This window comes from Micromonospora sonneratiae, assembly GCF_042679305.1.
GTDB lineage: Bacteria > Actinomycetota > Actinomycetes > Mycobacteriales > Micromonosporaceae > Micromonospora_H > Micromonospora_H sonneratiae.
The window spans coordinates 77,288-93,589 of sequence record NZ_JBHTMP010000021.1 but is presented as its reverse complement, the minus strand read 5'-3'; the positions used below and the strand labels follow the sequence as shown (position 1 = coordinate 93,589).

Sequence of the window (16,302 nt, the reverse complement as noted above, 5' to 3'; positions counted from 1 at the left end):
GAGCAGTCCGGGGAAGAGGTGGAGGCGGATCCGGAGGTAGGGGAGCAGTCCGGGGAAGAGGTGGAGGCGGATCCGGAGGTAGGGGAGCAGTCCGGGGAAGAGGTGGAGGCGGATCCGGAGGTAGGGGAGCAGTCCGGGGAGAAGGTCGAGGCGGACCCAGGGGTAGAGGGCGGCTCGGAGGTGGAGAGCAACGCCGGGGAGAACGCTGAGCCGAATGTCGAGTCAAGCGTGGACTCGAATGTGGACTCCGTGGAACCAGGTGTGGATGGCGATTTCGCGCAACACCAGCAGGACGAATTGGATCAGATGTGGGATGCCAAAGAGCAAGCTGATCAGAATTCGATCGAGTCGTCGGGGGGAACGGAAGTGGACAAGGGGTACGAGCCGCCGGATCGCGATGAGGGGGCTGGCCGATGAGCGATAATTCCCCTCTTTGGGATTGGCGTCCCCTTCCTCCGCAACGAATCGCACAAAACTGGGAAGCGTTCGGCAAGTGGGTCGAATGGCTTCAGGAATCGTACGCCGCCTGGGTTATTCTGCCCGCCTGCTGGCCAGCGCATGAGGCGTTGGTTCTGGAGTTGAAGCTGTTCTGGTACTGGTATCGGCGCGACGTGGAGCGCAGCCGCCAGCCCAACCCGGTGGATGGCATCAACTGGCATGAGTCGCTACGCCGATCCGCGAATGCGTGGCGTGAGCTGGCCAGCTGCACGCATGAACCACCAGTCCGGCACCACCAGCAGATTCAGGCTGATCGCCGGGCCCGTACCCGCCGTTTCATTGCTGAGGCCATCGGGTCGACTGGCCCTGTCTCCCAGGAAGGTGAGAAATGACGACGCGGCAAGCGTGTCCGCACTGCCGTACGGTTCTACTTCCCGGCCTCGACACCTGCCTCCGATGCGGCCGAGCCGTCCACGAGTCCGGTCGCAGGTGTGCAACATGTGGAGCGCAAGCTTCTGAAAGCGCGAAGTTCTGCTCGGCTTGCGGGATGTCTCTCGCCGGTCCGGTCGCAGGTGTCGGGGCCGGGCAGGCAGCTGAGCCTTCCCTGGCAACAGAGCCTCCTGCCACACCTCCGGCGTCAGGCGAGCCGGTGTCGTCACCATCGTCAGGCGAGCCTGTGTTGCCGCTCCCGCCAGCCGCGCCCGTGATGTCGCCGTCGGTGATGGCTGGAGTTGGCCAACCGCCTCCCGGCCTCCGACCTGTCCGGCCTGCCGGCTCGACCCGGAAGCCACTGATCATCACTGCCGGAGTGCTGGCAGCGATGCTTCTCGGACTGGCTGCCATGTCCGGAATCGGGGCGCTGTTCTTCGGGCCTGCCTCGGCGGTCGAAGCGTACTTTGATGCGTTGGCGGATCGTGATCCCGAAGCTGCGCTCGAGAACGTGGTTGCAGAGTCGGTGCCAACCGAATACCGCGAACTGCTTCAGGGCTCCGTGCTCGACGGCCCTGACTACACCCCGCCGTCGGACATGGAGATCGTGTCGACGGAGAAGGAGGGTGACAAGGCGACCGTAGAGGTCAGCTACGCCCTGGCTGGAAAACAGTATCAGATCACCATGAAACTTGTCAGGAGCGACGAATCGACCCTTGGCATGTTCCGTCGGTGGCACATCACAAACGGTTTGTTCAGCGCATCCGTCTCGGCGGCTGCCGTCAAGTCGTTCGTACTGAACGGCAAGGAGATCGTGGCCGACGAGGACAACGACCTGGGCCGGCCGGCGCTGATTGGTGCCTACAAGTTCGGCGTTGGCGACAACCGGTTCTTCGAGGCGGAACCCGGCACGCTGTACGTCACAGGAGTGTCCTACGAGGACATGACCCGGCCCGGTGACACGTCTGAGGATGTCGAACCAGGCCATGTACGGCTCACCGTACGCTTGAAGGAAGCGACGAGGCAGGAGATCGACCAGCAGATCGACGCCTACCTGAACCGCTGTGCAGAGAGCGCGGACCTGGATCCGGACGGCTGCCCGTTCTCCACGTACATCTGGGGTGAGGCGACCGAAGTCTCGTGGAAGATAACCCGGAAGCCGACGATCGAAATCGCATTCTCGGGCTCCGGGCTGGTCGTCGACACCGAGACCAGGGGCGAGGCGGAGGTCAGCTACAACAGCAGCGGAACCGCTCGGTCAGAGACGATTTCGTTCCGGGTCCGGGGGATTGTCAGCCTGGATGGCGAAAAGCTCGTCTTCAACCCCCAGACGTGACGACGCAGGTGGGGCTGGGCGGTAGGGACAGCCCCACCACCAACGCGGCAGGTGACAGGATTCATCGGGCGTACGGACGTCAATAACGTCTGGCGCATGACGACGTACGCCAATGCTCAACGGTCCGGACCGGACAGCGGGATCCGGCAGAGGATCACCGATGTGGACGCGTTGCGCGGGTTCGCGCTGCTCGGCATCCTCATCGTCAACATCTCCTACTTTGCCTCCGGCTACCCCTTCCACCAGGTGCCGGATCCGGCGTTCTCCACCGAACTCGATCACGGAGTCCACGCTGTGGTGGCGTTCCTCTTCGAGATGAAGTTCTACCTGCTCTTCTCGTTCCTGTTCGGTTACAGCTTCACCCTGCAGATGGACTCCGCGCAGCGGCGGGGCGTTGCCTTCGTACCACGGTTCCTGCGCCGGCTGGCCGGCCTGCTGGTGCTCGGCGGGCTGCATGCCGTACTGCTGTTCTACGGCGACATCCTCACCACGTACGCGATTCTCGGGTTGATCCTGTTGGCGCTGCGCCGCATCCGCCTGCGGACCGCGCTCATCACGGCGGGTGTCCTGGTCGGAACCGTCGTGCTGTTCTTCCTGGTGATGGCCTTGACTGCCGTACCTCCGGTGGATGAGGCGGCTGCCCTCGTGGCCGGTCGGCAGAGCACCGCCGCGCTGGCCGGCAGCCCGGGATCGGTGATCGCCGAGCACCTGGGTTCGCTGCCGAGGATGTTCGGTGCATTGATCATGGTGCAGGCGCCGGTTGCCATGGCGATGTTCCTGCTGGGTATGGCTGCCGGCCAGCGTCGACTGCTGGCTGATGTGCCGGCGCACTTCCGTGCCCTACGCAGGATCCAACTGGTCGGCTATCCGGTCGGTCTCGGTGGTGCGGCAGCCGTCGTCGTTCTCGGGGGAGTCAACACGATGCCCGGTGTTGCGCTCGCCACGCTGACCGGTCCGTTGTTGGCCGCCGCGTACGCCGCCTCGATGCTTCGAATCTTCCACACCGGTCCCGGCCAGCGGCTGGCTGCCATGCTCGCCCCAGCGGGCCGGATGGCGTTGAGTAACTACCTCGGGCAGTCGCTGATCTGCGCGATGATCTTCACCGGGTTCGGCCTGGGACTGATCGGTACGGTGCCACCCGCCGGTGTGCTGCTGATCGCGATCTCCATCTTCGCCGGGCAGTTGGTGGTCAGCGCACTCTGGTTGCGGCAGTACCGGTACGGGCCGGTCGAGTGGCTGCTGCGGGCGGTCACCAACGCGCAGTGGCCGTCCTGGCGGGTGCGGCGGGTAGCCGGCGCGGACGTCACCGACGGTGTGCCGGTCGGACGATGAGCCGGCAACGGATCGAAGAGGTGGCCGCCGCCCTGCTTACCGCGTTCGGTACGGGAAGGGCCCCATCCCAACCAGGCCCTCCCGGCTACGTGGCACAGACGAAGCGCCCATCGGCCCAGATCGCCGATGCCTTCGCCGAGGTGCTGGTGACGACCAGGTCCACGAAGGTGGCGGCGGCGATGTCGACGTCGATCTCCTCCGCGCTGTTGGCCCGGGTACGGGCACCGGAGTCGAACACGGTCACCCCGTCGGTGCGTACGGTGAAGGTCACCTCGACGCCGTCACCGTCGACGTCGCCGACCGCGATGACCGCCTGCAACCGTTCACAGCCGGGGGGCGGGTGGACCCGCAGCCGGCTGGGGGCCGGCGTGACGACGCCACGCGGGTGGACGTCGTTCCCGGTCACGGCCTCGGGCGTCACGGCGACCTTCGGCTCGGCCGGCTCCGGTGCCGTTGGGTCCTCCATTACGAGGAGCAGGTCGGACAGGTAGTGCAGGGTCTCGTGCCGGGGCTGGCGGTCCTGGCTGTTGGTCGGCGTACCGGGCAGGACGTTCAGCGCGATGAACGCCAGACACCCGGCGAGGGTGGCGACCAACCCGACCATTCCCCGGTGCCACCGGTTCCCCGGTGCGGGCCGGTGCGTCGTCACGACCTTGACCGGAGCGGCACCGGTCGCAGGCGACACCTTGGCGGCGGCGCTGGGTGGGAGCAGGGTGGGTGAGCGGCCAGCGGCGAGATCCTCGACCCAACCGAGGAGCGCGACGGCGACGGCGGTCAGCAGCACCACCACGAGCAGTCGGAGGAAGATGTTCCCGGCCCAGCCGGGCAGGGCGACCGGCGTGAGCAGGATGGCGGCCAGCATCCCGGCGGGCATGTGCCAGAGGTAGACGGTGACCGCGCGGGCGTTCAGCAACTCGACCGTGCGGTTGACCGGTCGGATCTGGGCCAGCCAGGTCAGCGGTGGCCGGAACCGGAGGACGGTGGCGACGAAGGCCATGGACCACAACGTGTTGCCGCCGGCGATGCGGTTGATGTCGAAGGTGCCGCTCGACCAGCCCGAGACCAGCACCCAACCGGCACCGGTGACGGCGAACGTGGCCACCAGTGCGGCGTACCGGCGGGCGGGTATCCGTTGGAGCAGTCCGTCGTGGTGGGCGAAGCCCAGGAGCCAGCAGGCGACGTAGGTGGAGATGTTGGTCGCCTGCTCGTTGAAGTAGCCGCCGATCTCCAGCACGCCGAAGAGTGACGCGACCGGCAGGGCGACCGCCACCGCCAGGGTGCGCCATGGCCAGCGGCGGAAGGCGGCCAGCAGTGCGGGCGAGAGCAGCACCAGCCACAGGTAGGTGACGATGTACCAGAGCACCGCGTTGAACGCCCACGCCCAGGACTGACTGCCGGTCGGCGGCGTACGCGCCGGCAGGAGCCACCAGAGCAGTTCGCCCCAACCGAGGTCGGCGGCGGGCGCGGCGCCCCACCCGGTGAACAGCATGAGTGGTACGGCCACTGCGGCGAACGCCCACAGTGGAGGTAGTAGCCGACGTAGCCGGCGGACGACCGCCCGCTGACCGGAGCGATCCAGGGAACCGGCCATGAGCGAACCGGCCAGGGCGAACATCAGCCCCATCGCGGGGAAGAGGACGGTCAGCCAGACCCAGCCGAACACGTGGTAGACGACCACCCGTACCAACGCGGCGGCCCGCCACAGGTCGAGGTAGCGGTCGCGCTCAGGTGGACGCGACGACGTCGGCGACTGCGGGCCTGCACCCGGGGACGCACCGGCTCCGCGTCCGAGCAGCAGGCGGGCCATCGGTTACGACCTTCCTGGGTCAGGGCAGGACGGCTGGCCAATCGGGATGGCAGGCGACGCAGACCAGGTTCCGGACAATCCTCGACGACACTATCCGACCTACCGGTATCGGCCGCAAGGTGACGCGAGATACCGGGTCGGCGTGGATGATCATCGAATAGATGATACTGAATCACCCGATCGTGTCATTGCGCAACACCAGGATGGCGATGTCGTCCCTGGGCGTCTCAGCGGAGAAGCCGATCGTGGCCGAGCGTAACCGTGCGGCCATCACCTCGGCCGAGTAGCCGGCCAGGGGTGCCGCCGCATCCCGTAGCCGTTCGGTGCCGAAGAGGTCCCGCCCACGACGCCGTTCGGTGACGCCGTCGGTGTAGAACACCAACGCGTCGCCCGGACCGAGGAGCACGTCGGTGGAGGGGGACGTGATCGTGTCGAGCAGGCCGAGCGCGGTGCCGCCCGTACCGACGAGGGAGGCGCGGCCGTTCGTACGTACCAGGACCGGTCGGTCGTGGCCCGCCAGGTGCAGCGATATGTCGAGGTGCCCGTCGGGACCCCGACCGATGGCGGCCAGCGCGAGCGTGCAGTAGCGGCCCCCACCCCGTTCGAGCAGGGTCTCGTTGAGCCGGGACAGCGCCTCCGGCAGGGGCTTGCCGTCACCGACCAGCACCCGGATCACGTCCCGGACCAGCCCGGTGACGGTGGCTGCCTGCACGCCCTTGCCGGAGACGTCGCCGATGACCATGAGCCACCGGCCGTCGGGCAGGGGCAGTACGTCGTAGAAGTCGCCGCCCACCTCCGCGTCGTCCCCGGTCGGTACGTACTCGGCGGCGAACCCGATCCCGTCGACCACCGGCAGCACCGGCGGCAGCAGGGACCGTTGCAGGGTCTGCGCGACTCGGCGCCGTTCGGCGTGGATACGGGCGTTCTCGATCGCGAGGGCGGCGCGACGGGCCACGTCCTCCAGTACGGCGACCTCGTCAGGATCGTGGCGGTGGCGTTGGTGCCGGCCCACGGCCAGGGTGCCGAGCCGTTGTCCGCGCGCGACCAGCGGTACGGCGAAACCGTCCATCGGCGCACCGATCGGCACCTGCGATCCGGTCCGGGACGCCTCCCGTAGTCGGGCCTGCACCGAGTCGGGCCCGGTTTCCTGGAGCACCTTGTGCAGTTGTGGAAGCACCGACTCGTCGGCGTGGCTGGCCGCCGCCAGCCGGAGCCGTCCCCACTCGTCGGTGGTGTGCACCGCGCACCACTGGCCGAGGCGGGGCACCACGAGTTGCGGGACCAGGGCCATGGTCAGCTCGACGTCCAGCGACTGGGCGAGCAGTTCGCTGGCTTCGGCGAGGAAGGTCAGCCAGGCCTGTCGACGTACGTCCGCCCGGCGGAGCCGGTCGTTCTCCAGGTGCAGCGACAGGCGTTCGGCCATGAGCGCGGCCAGCGGCTGGGCGTACGCCGAGGGAGCCGCGTCGAGTTCCAGCTCTCCCGAGTACGGGCGGTTGACCGCCAACGGCACCCGAACCAGGTCGTCGCCGGGGCGGGGCTGCCGCCCGTAGCGGGCGAGGAGTTGCTCCCCCGCACCGTCGCCACGGTCGAGCCGTACGGACCCACCGGCGGCGCCCACCATCTCGCCGACCCTGGTCAGCAGGTCGGCAGCGAACTCGGGCAGTGGATCGTCGGCGTACGGGTCCGGAGCGACCTGCATCAGGGCGCTCATCGCGCCGGCGCTGGGTGCGGTGCTGACGAGGGTGGCGCTGCCAGGGGTCGTCGGGGCCGGCGGACCGAGCACGGAGCCGGGACCGCTCGTCGACCTCGCTCCGGCCGGCGTCGATTTCGCTCCGGATCGTGTCGGGTCGACTCCGGACGAGCCGGTGCCAGCCGGGTCCGGACCGGTCGTCGTCGGGGCGGGATCCCCGGTCCTACAGTCGAGCCGGAACCAGACACCCTTTCCGGTCGGTTGGTGGGTGGTGCCCCAGCGGCTGGCGAAGTGGTCGACGAGCAACAGTCCCCGACCGCGCTCGGACACCTGCGAAATGTCTGTTGCGTCAGTTCGTGGGCGGGCCGTCACGTCCTCGATCCGGCCGGCCGCGAAGTCCGAGACCGTAACGGTGAGGCCCTGATGGTCCGCGACCACCTCGATGTCCAGTTCGGTGCCCGCGTGTTCGACGGCGTTGGTGGACAGTTCCGTGGTCAGCAACAGGGCTTCGTTGAGCAGCTCGTCGAGGCCCGCCTCGGCCAGCACCGATCGGACGATCGCGCGGGCAGCGGCAGGCGTCCGCCGGTCGGCGGGGAGCCGCACCCGGCGGATGTGCTCGTCCGCGCCGCTGGTGAACGCGGGCCCCGTCTCCGCTGACACCCTTCGTATCCTCCACATAACCCGGCCCAGTTCCAAGCCAGGGCCGGAGACAGTGCCGACGACGCAGGTCAGCGCCGGTCGATTCGGATTGCTCGGGGCACAATGATGGGGATGCCGACCCCTACCCGGACGCGGGTCGGCGTTGCGTACTGCCCTCTCCCCGAGCTGAGCGAGGAATGATGACCACGGCGAAACAGAAGTCTGCCGCGGACCAGCCCGCCTCCGAGGACGCGGTCCTGCTCGGCGAGCTCGCCGAGGCGTTGCGGCGGGTCCGCCGGGGCGATCTCAAGGTACGACTGCCGCGCCGTTCCGGTGCTGCGGGCGAGGTCGCCGACGCCTTCAACGAGGTCGTCTCGTTGCAGGAGCGGCAACACCTCGACCTGCGGCGGATCAGCCGGATCGTCGGCCGGGACGGTCGTCTCGACGAGCGGCTCGACGAGGAGGGGCTGGACGGTTCCTGGGTCGAGGCGCAGCAGGCGATCAACTCGCTGATCGACGACCTCGGACGTCCCACCACCGAGATCGGCCGGGTCATCGTGGCCGTTGCCGACGGGGACCTGTCCCAGCACATGGCGTTGGAGATCGACGGTCGGCCGCTGCGGGGTGAGTACCTGCGGATCGGCCGGACCGTCAACACCATGGTCGACCAGCTCTCCTCGTTCTCGAACGAGGTGACCCGGGTGGCCCGGGAAGTGGGCATCGAGGGCGAACTGGGCGGCCAGGCGGACGTACGCGGCGTGGCCGGCACCTGGAAGGACCTCACCGACTCGGTGAACACGATGGCGTCCAACCTGACGTACCAGGTGCGTTCGATCTCACAGGTGGCCACGGCGGTGGCCAAGGGTGACCTGTCGCAGAAGATCACTGTTGCGGCCAAGGGCGAGGTGGCCGAACTGGCGCACACCTTCAACTCGCTCACCGACACGCTGCGACTCTTCGCCGAGCAGGTGACCCGGGTGGCCCGCGAGGTGGGTACCGAGGGCAAGCTCGGTGGTCAGGCCGAGGTGCCGAACGTGGCCGGCACCTGGAAGGACCTGACGGACAGCGTCAACTCGATGGCGTCGAACCTGACCTCGCAGGTGCGGAACATCGCGCAGGTCTCGACGGCGGTGGCGCGGGGCGACCTGAGCCAGAAGATCACGGTGGCGGCGCAGGGCGAGATCCTGGAGCTGAAGGACACCGTCAACACGATGGTGGACCAGTTGTCGTCGTTCGCCGACGAGGTGACCCGGGTGGCCCGTGAGGTGGGTACGGAGGGCAAGCTCGGCGGTCAGGCGCAGGTACGCGGTGTCTCCGGCACCTGGCGGGACCTGACCGAGAACGTCAACCAGCTCGCCGGGAACCTGACCTCGCAGGTACGGAACATCGCGCAGGTCTCGACGGCGGTCGCCAAGGGTGACCTGAGTCAGAAGATCACCGTCGACGCCCGGGGCGAGATCCTGGAGCTGAAGGACACCGTCAACACGATGGTGGACCAGTTGTCGTCGTTCGCCGACGAGGTGACCCGGGTGGCCCGTGAGGTGGGTACGGAGGGCAAGCTCGGCGGTCAGGCGCAGGTGAAGGGCGTTTCCGGCACCTGGCGTGATCTGACGGACAACGTGAACTCGATGGCGTCGAACCTGACCTCGCAGGTACGGAACATCGCCTCGGTCACCACCGCGGTCGCGAAGGGCGACCTGTCACAGAAGATCACCGTCGACGCGCAGGGCGAGTTCCTGGAGTTGAAGTCGACGGTGAACACGATGGTGGACCAGTTGTCGTCGTTCGCCGACGAGGTGACCCGGGTGGCCCGTGAGGTGGGCATCGAGGGCAAGCTCGGTGGACAGGCCCAGGTACGCGGTGTCGCGGGCACCTGGCGGGACCTGACCGACAACGTGAACTCGATGGCCTCCAACCTCACCGCCCAGGTACGGAACATCGCCCAGGTTTCCACGGCGGTGGCGCGGGGCGACCTGTCGCAGAAGATCACGGTCGATGCCCGGGGCGAAATTCTGGAGTTGAAGTCGACGGTGAACACGATGGTGGATCAGCTGTCGTCGTTCGCCGACGAGGTGACCCGGGTGGCCCGTGAGGTGGGTACGGAGGGCAAGCTCGGCGGTCAGGCGCAGGTGAAGGGCGTTTCCGGTACCTGGCGTGATCTGACGGACAACGTGAACTCGATGGCGTCGAACCTGACCTCGCAGGTGCGCAACATCGCCTCGGTCACCACCGCCGTGGCCCGGGGTGACCTCGGCCAGAAGATCACGGTCGACGCGCAGGGCGAGATCCTGGAGTTGAAGTCGACGGTGAACACGATGGTGGACCAGCTGTCGTCGTTCGCCGACGAGGTGACCCGGGTGGCCCGTGAGGTGGGTACGGAGGGCAAGCTCGGCGGACAGGCCCAGGTGAAGGGGGTCTCCGGCACCTGGCGTGATCTGACCGAGAACGTCAACCAGCTGGCCTCGACGTTGACCACGCAGCTGAGGGCGATCGCCCAGGTGTCGACCGCGGTCGCCAAGGGGGACCTGACCCAGCGGATCTCGGTCAAGGCCCAGGGCGAGGTCGCCGAGCTCAAGGACAACATCAACCAGATGATCGTGACGCTCCGCGAGACCACCAAGAAGAACGCGGAGCAGGGCTGGCTGGACTCCAACCTGGCCCGGATCGGTGGCCTGCTCCAGGGGCAGCGCGACCTCGTCGAGGTCTGCCGGATGATCATGATGGAGGTCACTCCGCTGGTCGACGCGCAGCTCGGCGCGTTCTTCCTGGCCGACAGCGAGGAGGCGGTGCTGCGGCTACGGCTGACCGCGTCGTACGGCTATGTCGCCCGCCAGCAGGACGTCACCTTCGGTCCCGGTGAAGGCCTGGTCGGACAGGCAGCACTGTCCCGGCGGACGATCCGGGTGGGCGCGGTGCCCGACGGAAAACTGATGATCCGGTCGGGACTCGCCGAAACACCCCCGGCCGACCTGGTCGTGCTGCCGGTGCTGTTCGAAGGCGAACTGCTCGGCATCATCGAGTTCGCCAGCATCGCCGTCTTCTCCGAACTGCACCTGGCCTTCCTCGAACGGCTGGTGTCGACCATCGGCATCGCGGTCAACACGATCCAGGCCAACCGGCGTACGGAGGAACTACTGGCCCAGTCCCAGCGGCTGGCCCACGAGTTGCAGGAGCAGTCCGCGGAGTTGCAGCGCACCAACGCCGAACTGGAGGACAAGGCGAAGCTGCTGTCGGAACAGAAGGGCAACATCGAGACCAAGAACCTCGAAATCGAGATGGCCCGGATCGGTCTGGAGGAGAAGGCGCAGCAGTTGACCCGGGCTTCGGCGTACAAGTCCGAGTTCCTGGCCAACATGAGCCACGAGCTGCGTACGCCGCTCAACTCGCTGCTGCTGCTGGCCCGGTTGCTGGCCGACAACTCCGAGGAGAACCTGACCGCCAAGCAGATCGAGTTCGCCCGGACGATCTACAGCGCCGGTTCGGACCTGCTCCGGCTGATCGACGACATTCTCGACCTGTCGAAGATCGAGGCGGGACGGATGGACGTGGAGCCGACCGAGGTGCGGTTCTCCGAGATCCGCAGCTACGTCGAGCAGGCGTTCGCGCCGCAGGCCGAGGAGAAGAACCTGGACTTCCAGGTACGGATCTCCAAGGAGCTGCCGCCAGCGGTCGTCACCGATGCGCAGCGGTTGCAGCAGATCCTGCGTAACCTGCTCTCCAACGCGGTGAAGTTCACCGACAACGGCGCGGTCACTCTGCGGATCGCACCGGCGCCGGAGAATGCCTTCTTCGACGTTCCGGCGCTGGCGACGGCCCGGCGGGTGGTGGCGTTCACGGTGATCGACACCGGTATCGGCATCTCCGACGACAAGCTGTCCCTGATCTTCGAGGCGTTCCAGCAGGCCGACGGCACGACCAGCCGGAGGTACGGCGGCACCGGTCTCGGACTGTCGATCAGTCGGGACCTTGCCCGGCTGATCGGCGGCACGATCACCGTGTCGTCGGCTCCCGGCCAGGGGTCGACCTTCACGCTCTTCATACCGGACGTGCTGGCCCCGGATGCGGTGGTGGCACCGATGCCGGTGCCGGTGCTACCGGCTCGCGGTAGCTTCCCGCCACCGCCGCCACTGCTGCTCCCGGCCGCCGAGGAGACCATCCGTACGGCCTCGCCAGCTCCGCAGCAGCTCGACGGTGCCACCGTTCTGATCATCGATGACGACGTCCGAAACGTGTTTGCGTTGACCAGTGCGTTGGAACTGCACGGCATGACGGTGCTCTACTCGGACAACGGTGCCGACGGTGTACGGCGACTGGCCGAGCACCCTGAGGTGGACATCGTCCTGATGGATGCGATGATGCCTGATCAGGACGGGTACGAGACGACACGGGCGATTCGCCGTAACCATCGTTTCACCGACCTTCCGGTGGTGTTCCTCACCGCGAAGGCGATGCCAGGTGACCGGGAGTCGGCGTTGAACGCCGGGGCCAGCGACTACATCACCAAGCCGGTCGACCTGGATGAGTTGATCGAGCTGATGGCCTCGTGGGTCAACGGCGACGGGCGGGAGGTTCGACCATGAGCGAGCGGAGCGAGGCGATGCCATGAGCGACTTGGCGAAGGCGCTGCTGGTGGATGACCGGCGGGAGAACCTCTTGGCTCTGGAGGCGATCCTGCAGGGTCTGCCGGTGCAGTCGGTCGCGGTGGAGAGCGGCGAGGCGGCGCTGAAACAGTTGCTGGTGGACGACTTCGCGGTGATCCTGCTGGACGCGCAGATGCCGGACATGGACGGGTTCGAGACGGCCAGTCACATCAAGCGGCGTGAGCGTACGCGTCACGTACCGATCATCTTCCTCACCGCAGCCGACCGGGACGCCCAGCTGGCGTTGCGTGGCTACGCGGTCGGGGCGGTCGACTACCTGACCAAGCCGTTCGATCCGTGGGTGTTGCGGGCCAAGGTGTCCGTCTTCGTCGAGCTGTGGTCCAAGACCCGGCAGCTTGCCGCACAGTCGCAGGCCGTACGGGAGCGCGAGGCGCAGTGGCGGGCGTTGACCGACGCGGTCGACGAGGCGACCACACTGCTCCGCTCCGACGACTCCGATGCCCGGGATCGGGCGGTGGAGCTGTTGGAACAGGCGCGTTGGGGATCGACCGCCTGACCGGCCGATCATGAGTGGGGTGTGGTAGGGGCTGGTTGCCGCCAGCCCCTACCAGCTCAGATGCCCACACCCATCTGTTCCGCCAGCGCCGCCACCGGCGCGGGTGGTGTGCCCCGGGTTCCGCGTAGCACGTCAGTTATCACGGCGTGGGCCATCGGCCGGCACCGGATCTCCGCCTTGGCGAGCCGGTCCCCCAGGAGTAGCGCGTCACCAGCCCGGTCGACGGCCCCGATCTGGGCGTACGCGTGGGCGAGGGTGAGTTGGTGGTTGGCTCGCCGTTCCGCCGGCAGCGCGGTCAGCAGGTCCGGATCGATTTTCTGGTGGATTCGGATGGCCCGCTCTCCGTCACCGAGCTGCACGGCGGCAGCCGCCTGGTGCAGGGCGAGGTTTGTGGGGCCGAACGCGGTCCACAGGTGGTTGGCGTCGTCGGCCAGGTCAGCGGCGGCCTCGCCGGCGGAGCCGAGCAGGCCGTACACGCTGACGCTGTCGCCGATCGTGGCCGCTGCCAGCGCGGCCTGGAGCAGCAGATGCCCGTACACGGAGATGTGTTCCGGGTAGGTCGCACCACCGGGGGCGAGGGCGGTCGCGGCAAGGGTGGTGATCTCCAGCGCCGATCGGGGCCGGTCGAGACCGAGTAGGGCCTGGCCGGCGTGTCCGGCGGCGAGCCCGGTGAGCAGCTTGTCCCCGGCCCGGCCGGCGATGACCATGGCCCGGTCGGCAGCAATCCACGCCAGCCGGTGATGCCCAAGTTTCCGCAACACTGTCGAGGCGACCAGGTACGCCTGACCGTGCAGGTGGGCGGTTTCCGTGATGCGTTCGGCCGGCACCCGGTAGGCGAGCTCGACGGCCTGTGTGTCGCGGAGCAGCTTCGGCACCGCCCTGACCAGTACGGGGTAGCGGCCGTGCTGGAACGTCAACCAGGCGTGACGTACCGACTTGCGGACATCAGCCAGCGGCGGCGGCGCGGGCGCGGGGCAGAGCCCCACCTGTTCGTAGCGTTCCAGCGCCGCCTGCACGGCATCGAGGTCGCCAAGATCGATAAGGGTAGTCGGCCCCACCGGCTGCGGTGCTTGCCCCTCGGGGAGCAGTAGCGCCACGTCGATCCGAAGGCTGTCGGCGATCTCTTGCAGCACCGAGAACTTGTCGAGCCGGCGTACACCCCGCTCGACCTTGTCGAGCCAGCTCTTCGACTTGCCGAGCCGGTCGGCGAACAGTTGCTGCGACATGCTCCGGCGTTTCCGCCAGTAGGCGACCCGGCGGCCGACCGGCACCTCGTCAGCCATCGGTGCCGGCCGTTTCGGTGACGGCTCGCCGGATGGCCTCCACGCGTACGCGGAGTTCGATGCACGGCGGATGTGTGTCGCTGGTGGGCCAGCCGCAGGCGATGCCATGGCCGGTGACCCACACGGAGACTGCGGTGGCGGTGGCCCCGTCCGAATGGACCTTCTCCACCACCATGACGATGTCGTGCAGGCTGTCACCGGTGGCCTCGTCGGGGTGGTACCAGTCCTCGGAGTTGAGGTTGAGTACCGTGCCGGGCGGGATGTTCGGCAGGTCCGGGCAGGTCATCGGCGGTCCCCGACGTCAGGCAGTCGTATCCGTTGCGCGTGCGTGAGGATTTGGCCGATGAGGGCGGTGGGTTGGTCCCATGCGGGCCGGGGGTGCTGGCCGGTCGGGCGTGGTTCGGCACGGTGGCGTGGGTTGGCGGGTCGGATGCTCTCTGGCCGGTGCCGCCCCTGGTAGTTGGTGCTGCGCCGGCTCACCGCATGTCTCCGCAGAGCCGGGTCGGGCCGGGCGGCTCCTGGTCCTCGTTGTTGGTGGCCGGTAGCGGCCTCGGGATCGGCGGGGTTGGCGGCGGCTCGGGGGGTTCCTCTGTCTCGTTGTACTTGGGCTGCCACCACTTGACCATTCCGCACCTCCAGGTTTTGGGGGTGCGGCGGTCAGGTCCCTCCCGTGACCGCCGCACCCGGTGAGGCGCAGCGGTATCGGGGGAGGTCGCCGCGCCCGGTCTGGGTAGGCGCGGTGCCGCTGGTGTGGTGACCGAGAGGGATGCAGCGCCGCGCCACAGCAAGCCCACCGCCCGATTGGTGATCGGGTAATGACGTGCTGTTACGGCGACGCTAGGTCGGTATCAGCCCTTGGGGCGTAACACGCTGTTACGTCGGATCCAGGGGATCGACACCGACCCGCACGGCCAACTCCTGCAACTCGGCGGATCCCCGGCGGCGGGCGTCTCGCACCATCTGCCCGACCAGCTCCCGCACGCTGGGGCGGTTACGCAGCTCCGACTGGCTTACGTCGTCAGCCGCAAGGAACTGCCGTACGGCGGCGGCCTGATCGCCGGCCGCATACCAGCCTCGCCCGGTGTCGATGTGCAGCCGCGCCATACGGTTCGCCGTTCGGACCTGCGATCGGTCGACCCTCCGGGCGTACTCTGGTGCTCGCTCGGGCTCACCGTTCTCGACGGCGACACCGACCCGCCAGATACCGACGTTCGCCACGCTGAACTCCATTCGCCATGGGTCCGAGCCGGCACGCACGGCGGCAGCCTCTGCTTCAGTAATGTGCTCGTGGGCGCGGTCGCCCTCACCGAGTGATGCGGCAGACAGAGCCGCATGGAGATGCAGCATCCCGTACCAGGTGAGAGTGGAATCGTCGCCTACGTCGCCGAGCTGGTCGGCAGCGGCCTGGGCGGTGGCCAGCGACCGCCGCCGGCCGCCGGGGGTACCGCTGGACAGGGCGGTCTGCGCCAGGGCGAACTGGGCGACTGCTGTTTCGACCGGCTGACCGAGTATGCCGGCGGCGAGCTGGGCGCGCTCAGCGAGCCGGGCGGACAGGTCGAGATAGCCCAGGGGCTTGATCGCCAGTGCGGCAGTCAGGGCGGCACGTACGAACAAGGCTGGCCCAGCGGGGCCGTCGCTGCTGTGGGCGAGACGTCGGGTGTCGGCGACCAGTCGCGGGAGGAGTGCGGCTAGGGCCTGATAGTCGCAGGCCATGCGGGCGGCCATCGCGCGGTCGACGTCGGCGGCGAGGGTGGCTAGAACGAGCGGGTTGACGTCTTCGGGGTCGTCGTCGAGCGCGCCCCGTATCGCGGGGATGGCGTTGTAGATGGCGAGGTCATCGGCTGATCGTGGCGGCTCGGGCTGTCCGGTGAGATCAGTTGGGCTGACACGCAGCGCAGACGCGAACGCAAATAGCAAACTTCGCTTGGTGATTGGCCGCTTTCCGTTTTCGATCATCGACACGTACTCGCGACTCTTGCCGATTCGGTCGGCCAGTTCTTGCTGTGTCATGCCAGCGGCATCCCGCCAGCGGGCAATGCGCAGTCCTATGTAGGCCGCCATGGTGCCCTCCCTGCCTGGAGGTTGGGCCGGTCCCCTGCCTGGGATCGGTCGCTGTATGCGACGGTACGTCGTGGACGGTTTCGCTGCTACGCTGTCGACGCGCGCGTTTCAACGGGGCCGGACTGCCTAC

At 67.9% G+C, this 16,302-nt stretch carries 12 protein-coding genes and 1 pseudogene; 7 read left to right on the top strand and 6 right to left on the bottom strand.

The features are described 5' to 3' along the window. The 5 genes and pseudogenes from ACFQ4H_RS15770 to ACFQ4H_RS15750 form a co-directional block, all read left to right on the top strand. A partial coding sequence (locus ACFQ4H_RS15770) for a hypothetical protein (protein WP_377571678.1) occupies positions 1 to 417 on the top strand: 417 nt, incomplete at its 5' end. Then, positions 414 to 830, top strand: a complete 417-nt coding sequence (locus tag ACFQ4H_RS15765) for a hypothetical protein (protein ID WP_377571677.1) — start codon at positions 414 to 416, stop codon at positions 828 to 830. The genes ACFQ4H_RS15770 and ACFQ4H_RS15765, both read left to right, overlap by 4 nt. After that, positions 827 to 988 (top strand): annotated as a pseudogene (locus tag ACFQ4H_RS15760) (zinc-ribbon domain-containing protein); the annotation flags it as partial. The gene ACFQ4H_RS15765 and the pseudogene ACFQ4H_RS15760, both read left to right, overlap by 4 nt. Positions 989 to 1,246: 258 nt before the next feature. Beyond that, on the top strand, positions 1,247 to 2,203 hold the full coding sequence (locus tag ACFQ4H_RS15755; RefSeq protein WP_377571710.1) for a nuclear transport factor 2 family protein: 957 nt from the start codon (positions 1,247 to 1,249) through the stop codon (positions 2,201 to 2,203). Positions 2,204 to 2,299: 96 nt separating this feature from the next. Continuing rightward, a complete protein-coding gene (locus tag ACFQ4H_RS15750; RefSeq protein ID WP_377571675.1) occupies positions 2,300 to 3,535 on the top strand; it encodes a DUF418 domain-containing protein in 1,236 nt (411 codons plus the stop codon). A gap of 85 nt (positions 3,536 to 3,620) precedes the next feature. On the opposite strand, the gene ACFQ4H_RS15745 is transcribed toward ACFQ4H_RS15750, so the two are convergent. Then, on the bottom strand, positions 3,621 to 5,342 hold the full coding sequence (locus ACFQ4H_RS15745; RefSeq protein WP_377571673.1) for an acyltransferase family protein: 1,722 nt from the start codon (positions 5,340 to 5,342) through the stop codon (positions 3,621 to 3,623). Positions 5,343 to 5,514: 172 nt separating this feature from the next. Then, positions 5,515 to 7,692, bottom strand: a complete 2,178-nt coding sequence (locus tag ACFQ4H_RS15740) for a SpoIIE family protein phosphatase (RefSeq protein ID WP_377571671.1) — start codon at positions 7,690 to 7,692, stop codon at positions 5,515 to 5,517. A 176-nt stretch (positions 7,693 to 7,868) separates the two neighbouring features. On the opposite strand from ACFQ4H_RS15740, the gene ACFQ4H_RS15735 reads away from it, so the two are divergent. Next, on the top strand, positions 7,869 to 12,251 hold the full coding sequence (locus tag ACFQ4H_RS15735) for a hybrid sensor histidine kinase/response regulator (RefSeq protein WP_377571669.1): 4,383 nt from the start codon (positions 7,869 to 7,871) through the stop codon (positions 12,249 to 12,251). Between the two features lie 22 nt (positions 12,252 to 12,273). Then, the gene (locus tag ACFQ4H_RS15730) at positions 12,274 to 12,828 is read left to right on the top strand and encodes a response regulator (protein WP_377571667.1); all 555 of its coding nucleotides are present in this window, start codon (positions 12,274 to 12,276) and stop codon (positions 12,826 to 12,828) included. Between the two features lie 56 nt (positions 12,829 to 12,884). Here ACFQ4H_RS15730 and ACFQ4H_RS15725 read toward each other — a convergent pair whose 3' ends face one another. The 4 genes from ACFQ4H_RS15725 to ACFQ4H_RS15710 form a co-directional block, all read right to left on the bottom strand. Continuing rightward, positions 12,885 to 14,111, bottom strand: coding sequence for a helix-turn-helix domain-containing protein (locus tag ACFQ4H_RS15725; protein WP_377571666.1), 1,227 nt, complete (start codon positions 14,109 to 14,111; stop codon positions 12,885 to 12,887). Next, positions 14,104 to 14,397: a hypothetical protein gene (locus ACFQ4H_RS15720; protein ID WP_377571665.1), complete on the bottom strand. Its 294-nt coding sequence runs from the start codon at positions 14,395 to 14,397 to the stop codon at positions 14,104 to 14,106. Before ACFQ4H_RS15720 ends, ACFQ4H_RS15725 begins: the two co-directional genes overlap by 8 nt. 190 nt (positions 14,398 to 14,587) lie before the next feature. Next, positions 14,588 to 14,737 carry a hypothetical protein gene (locus ACFQ4H_RS15715; protein WP_377571663.1) on the bottom strand — a complete coding sequence of 50 codons (150 nt, stop codon included), beginning with the start codon at positions 14,735 to 14,737 and terminating at the stop codon, positions 14,588 to 14,590. A gap of 247 nt (positions 14,738 to 14,984) precedes the next feature. Next, a complete protein-coding gene (locus ACFQ4H_RS15710) occupies positions 14,985 to 16,172 on the bottom strand; it encodes a helix-turn-helix domain-containing protein (protein ID WP_377571662.1) in 1,188 nt (395 codons plus the stop codon). Positions 16,173 to 16,302 lie beyond the last annotated feature (130 nt).

Coding starts and splice junctions, on each gene's coding strand:
- ACFQ4H_RS15735 (WP_377571669.1), top strand. CDS start 7,869: ATGATGACCACGGCGAAACAGAAGTCTGCCGCGGACCAGCCCGCCTCC.
- ACFQ4H_RS15715 (WP_377571663.1), bottom strand. CDS start 14,737: ATGGTCAAGTGGTGGCAGCCCAAGTACAACGAGACAGAGGAACCCCCC.
- ACFQ4H_RS15765 (WP_377571677.1), top strand. CDS start 414: ATGAGCGATAATTCCCCTCTTTGGGATTGGCGTCCCCTTCCTCCGCAA.
- ACFQ4H_RS15745 (WP_377571673.1), bottom strand. CDS start 5,342: ATGGCCCGCCTGCTGCTCGGACGCGGAGCCGGTGCGTCCCCGGGTGCA.
- ACFQ4H_RS15710 (WP_377571662.1), bottom strand. CDS start 16,172: ATGGCGGCCTACATAGGACTGCGCATTGCCCGCTGGCGGGATGCCGCT.
- ACFQ4H_RS15730 (WP_377571667.1), top strand. CDS start 12,274: ATGAGCGACTTGGCGAAGGCGCTGCTGGTGGATGACCGGCGGGAGAAC.
- ACFQ4H_RS15720 (WP_377571665.1), bottom strand. CDS start 14,397: ATGACCTGCCCGGACCTGCCGAACATCCCGCCCGGCACGGTACTCAAC.
- ACFQ4H_RS15725 (WP_377571666.1), bottom strand. CDS start 14,111: ATGGCTGACGAGGTGCCGGTCGGCCGCCGGGTCGCCTACTGGCGGAAA.
- ACFQ4H_RS15750 (WP_377571675.1), top strand. CDS start 2,300: ATGACGACGTACGCCAATGCTCAACGGTCCGGACCGGACAGCGGGATC.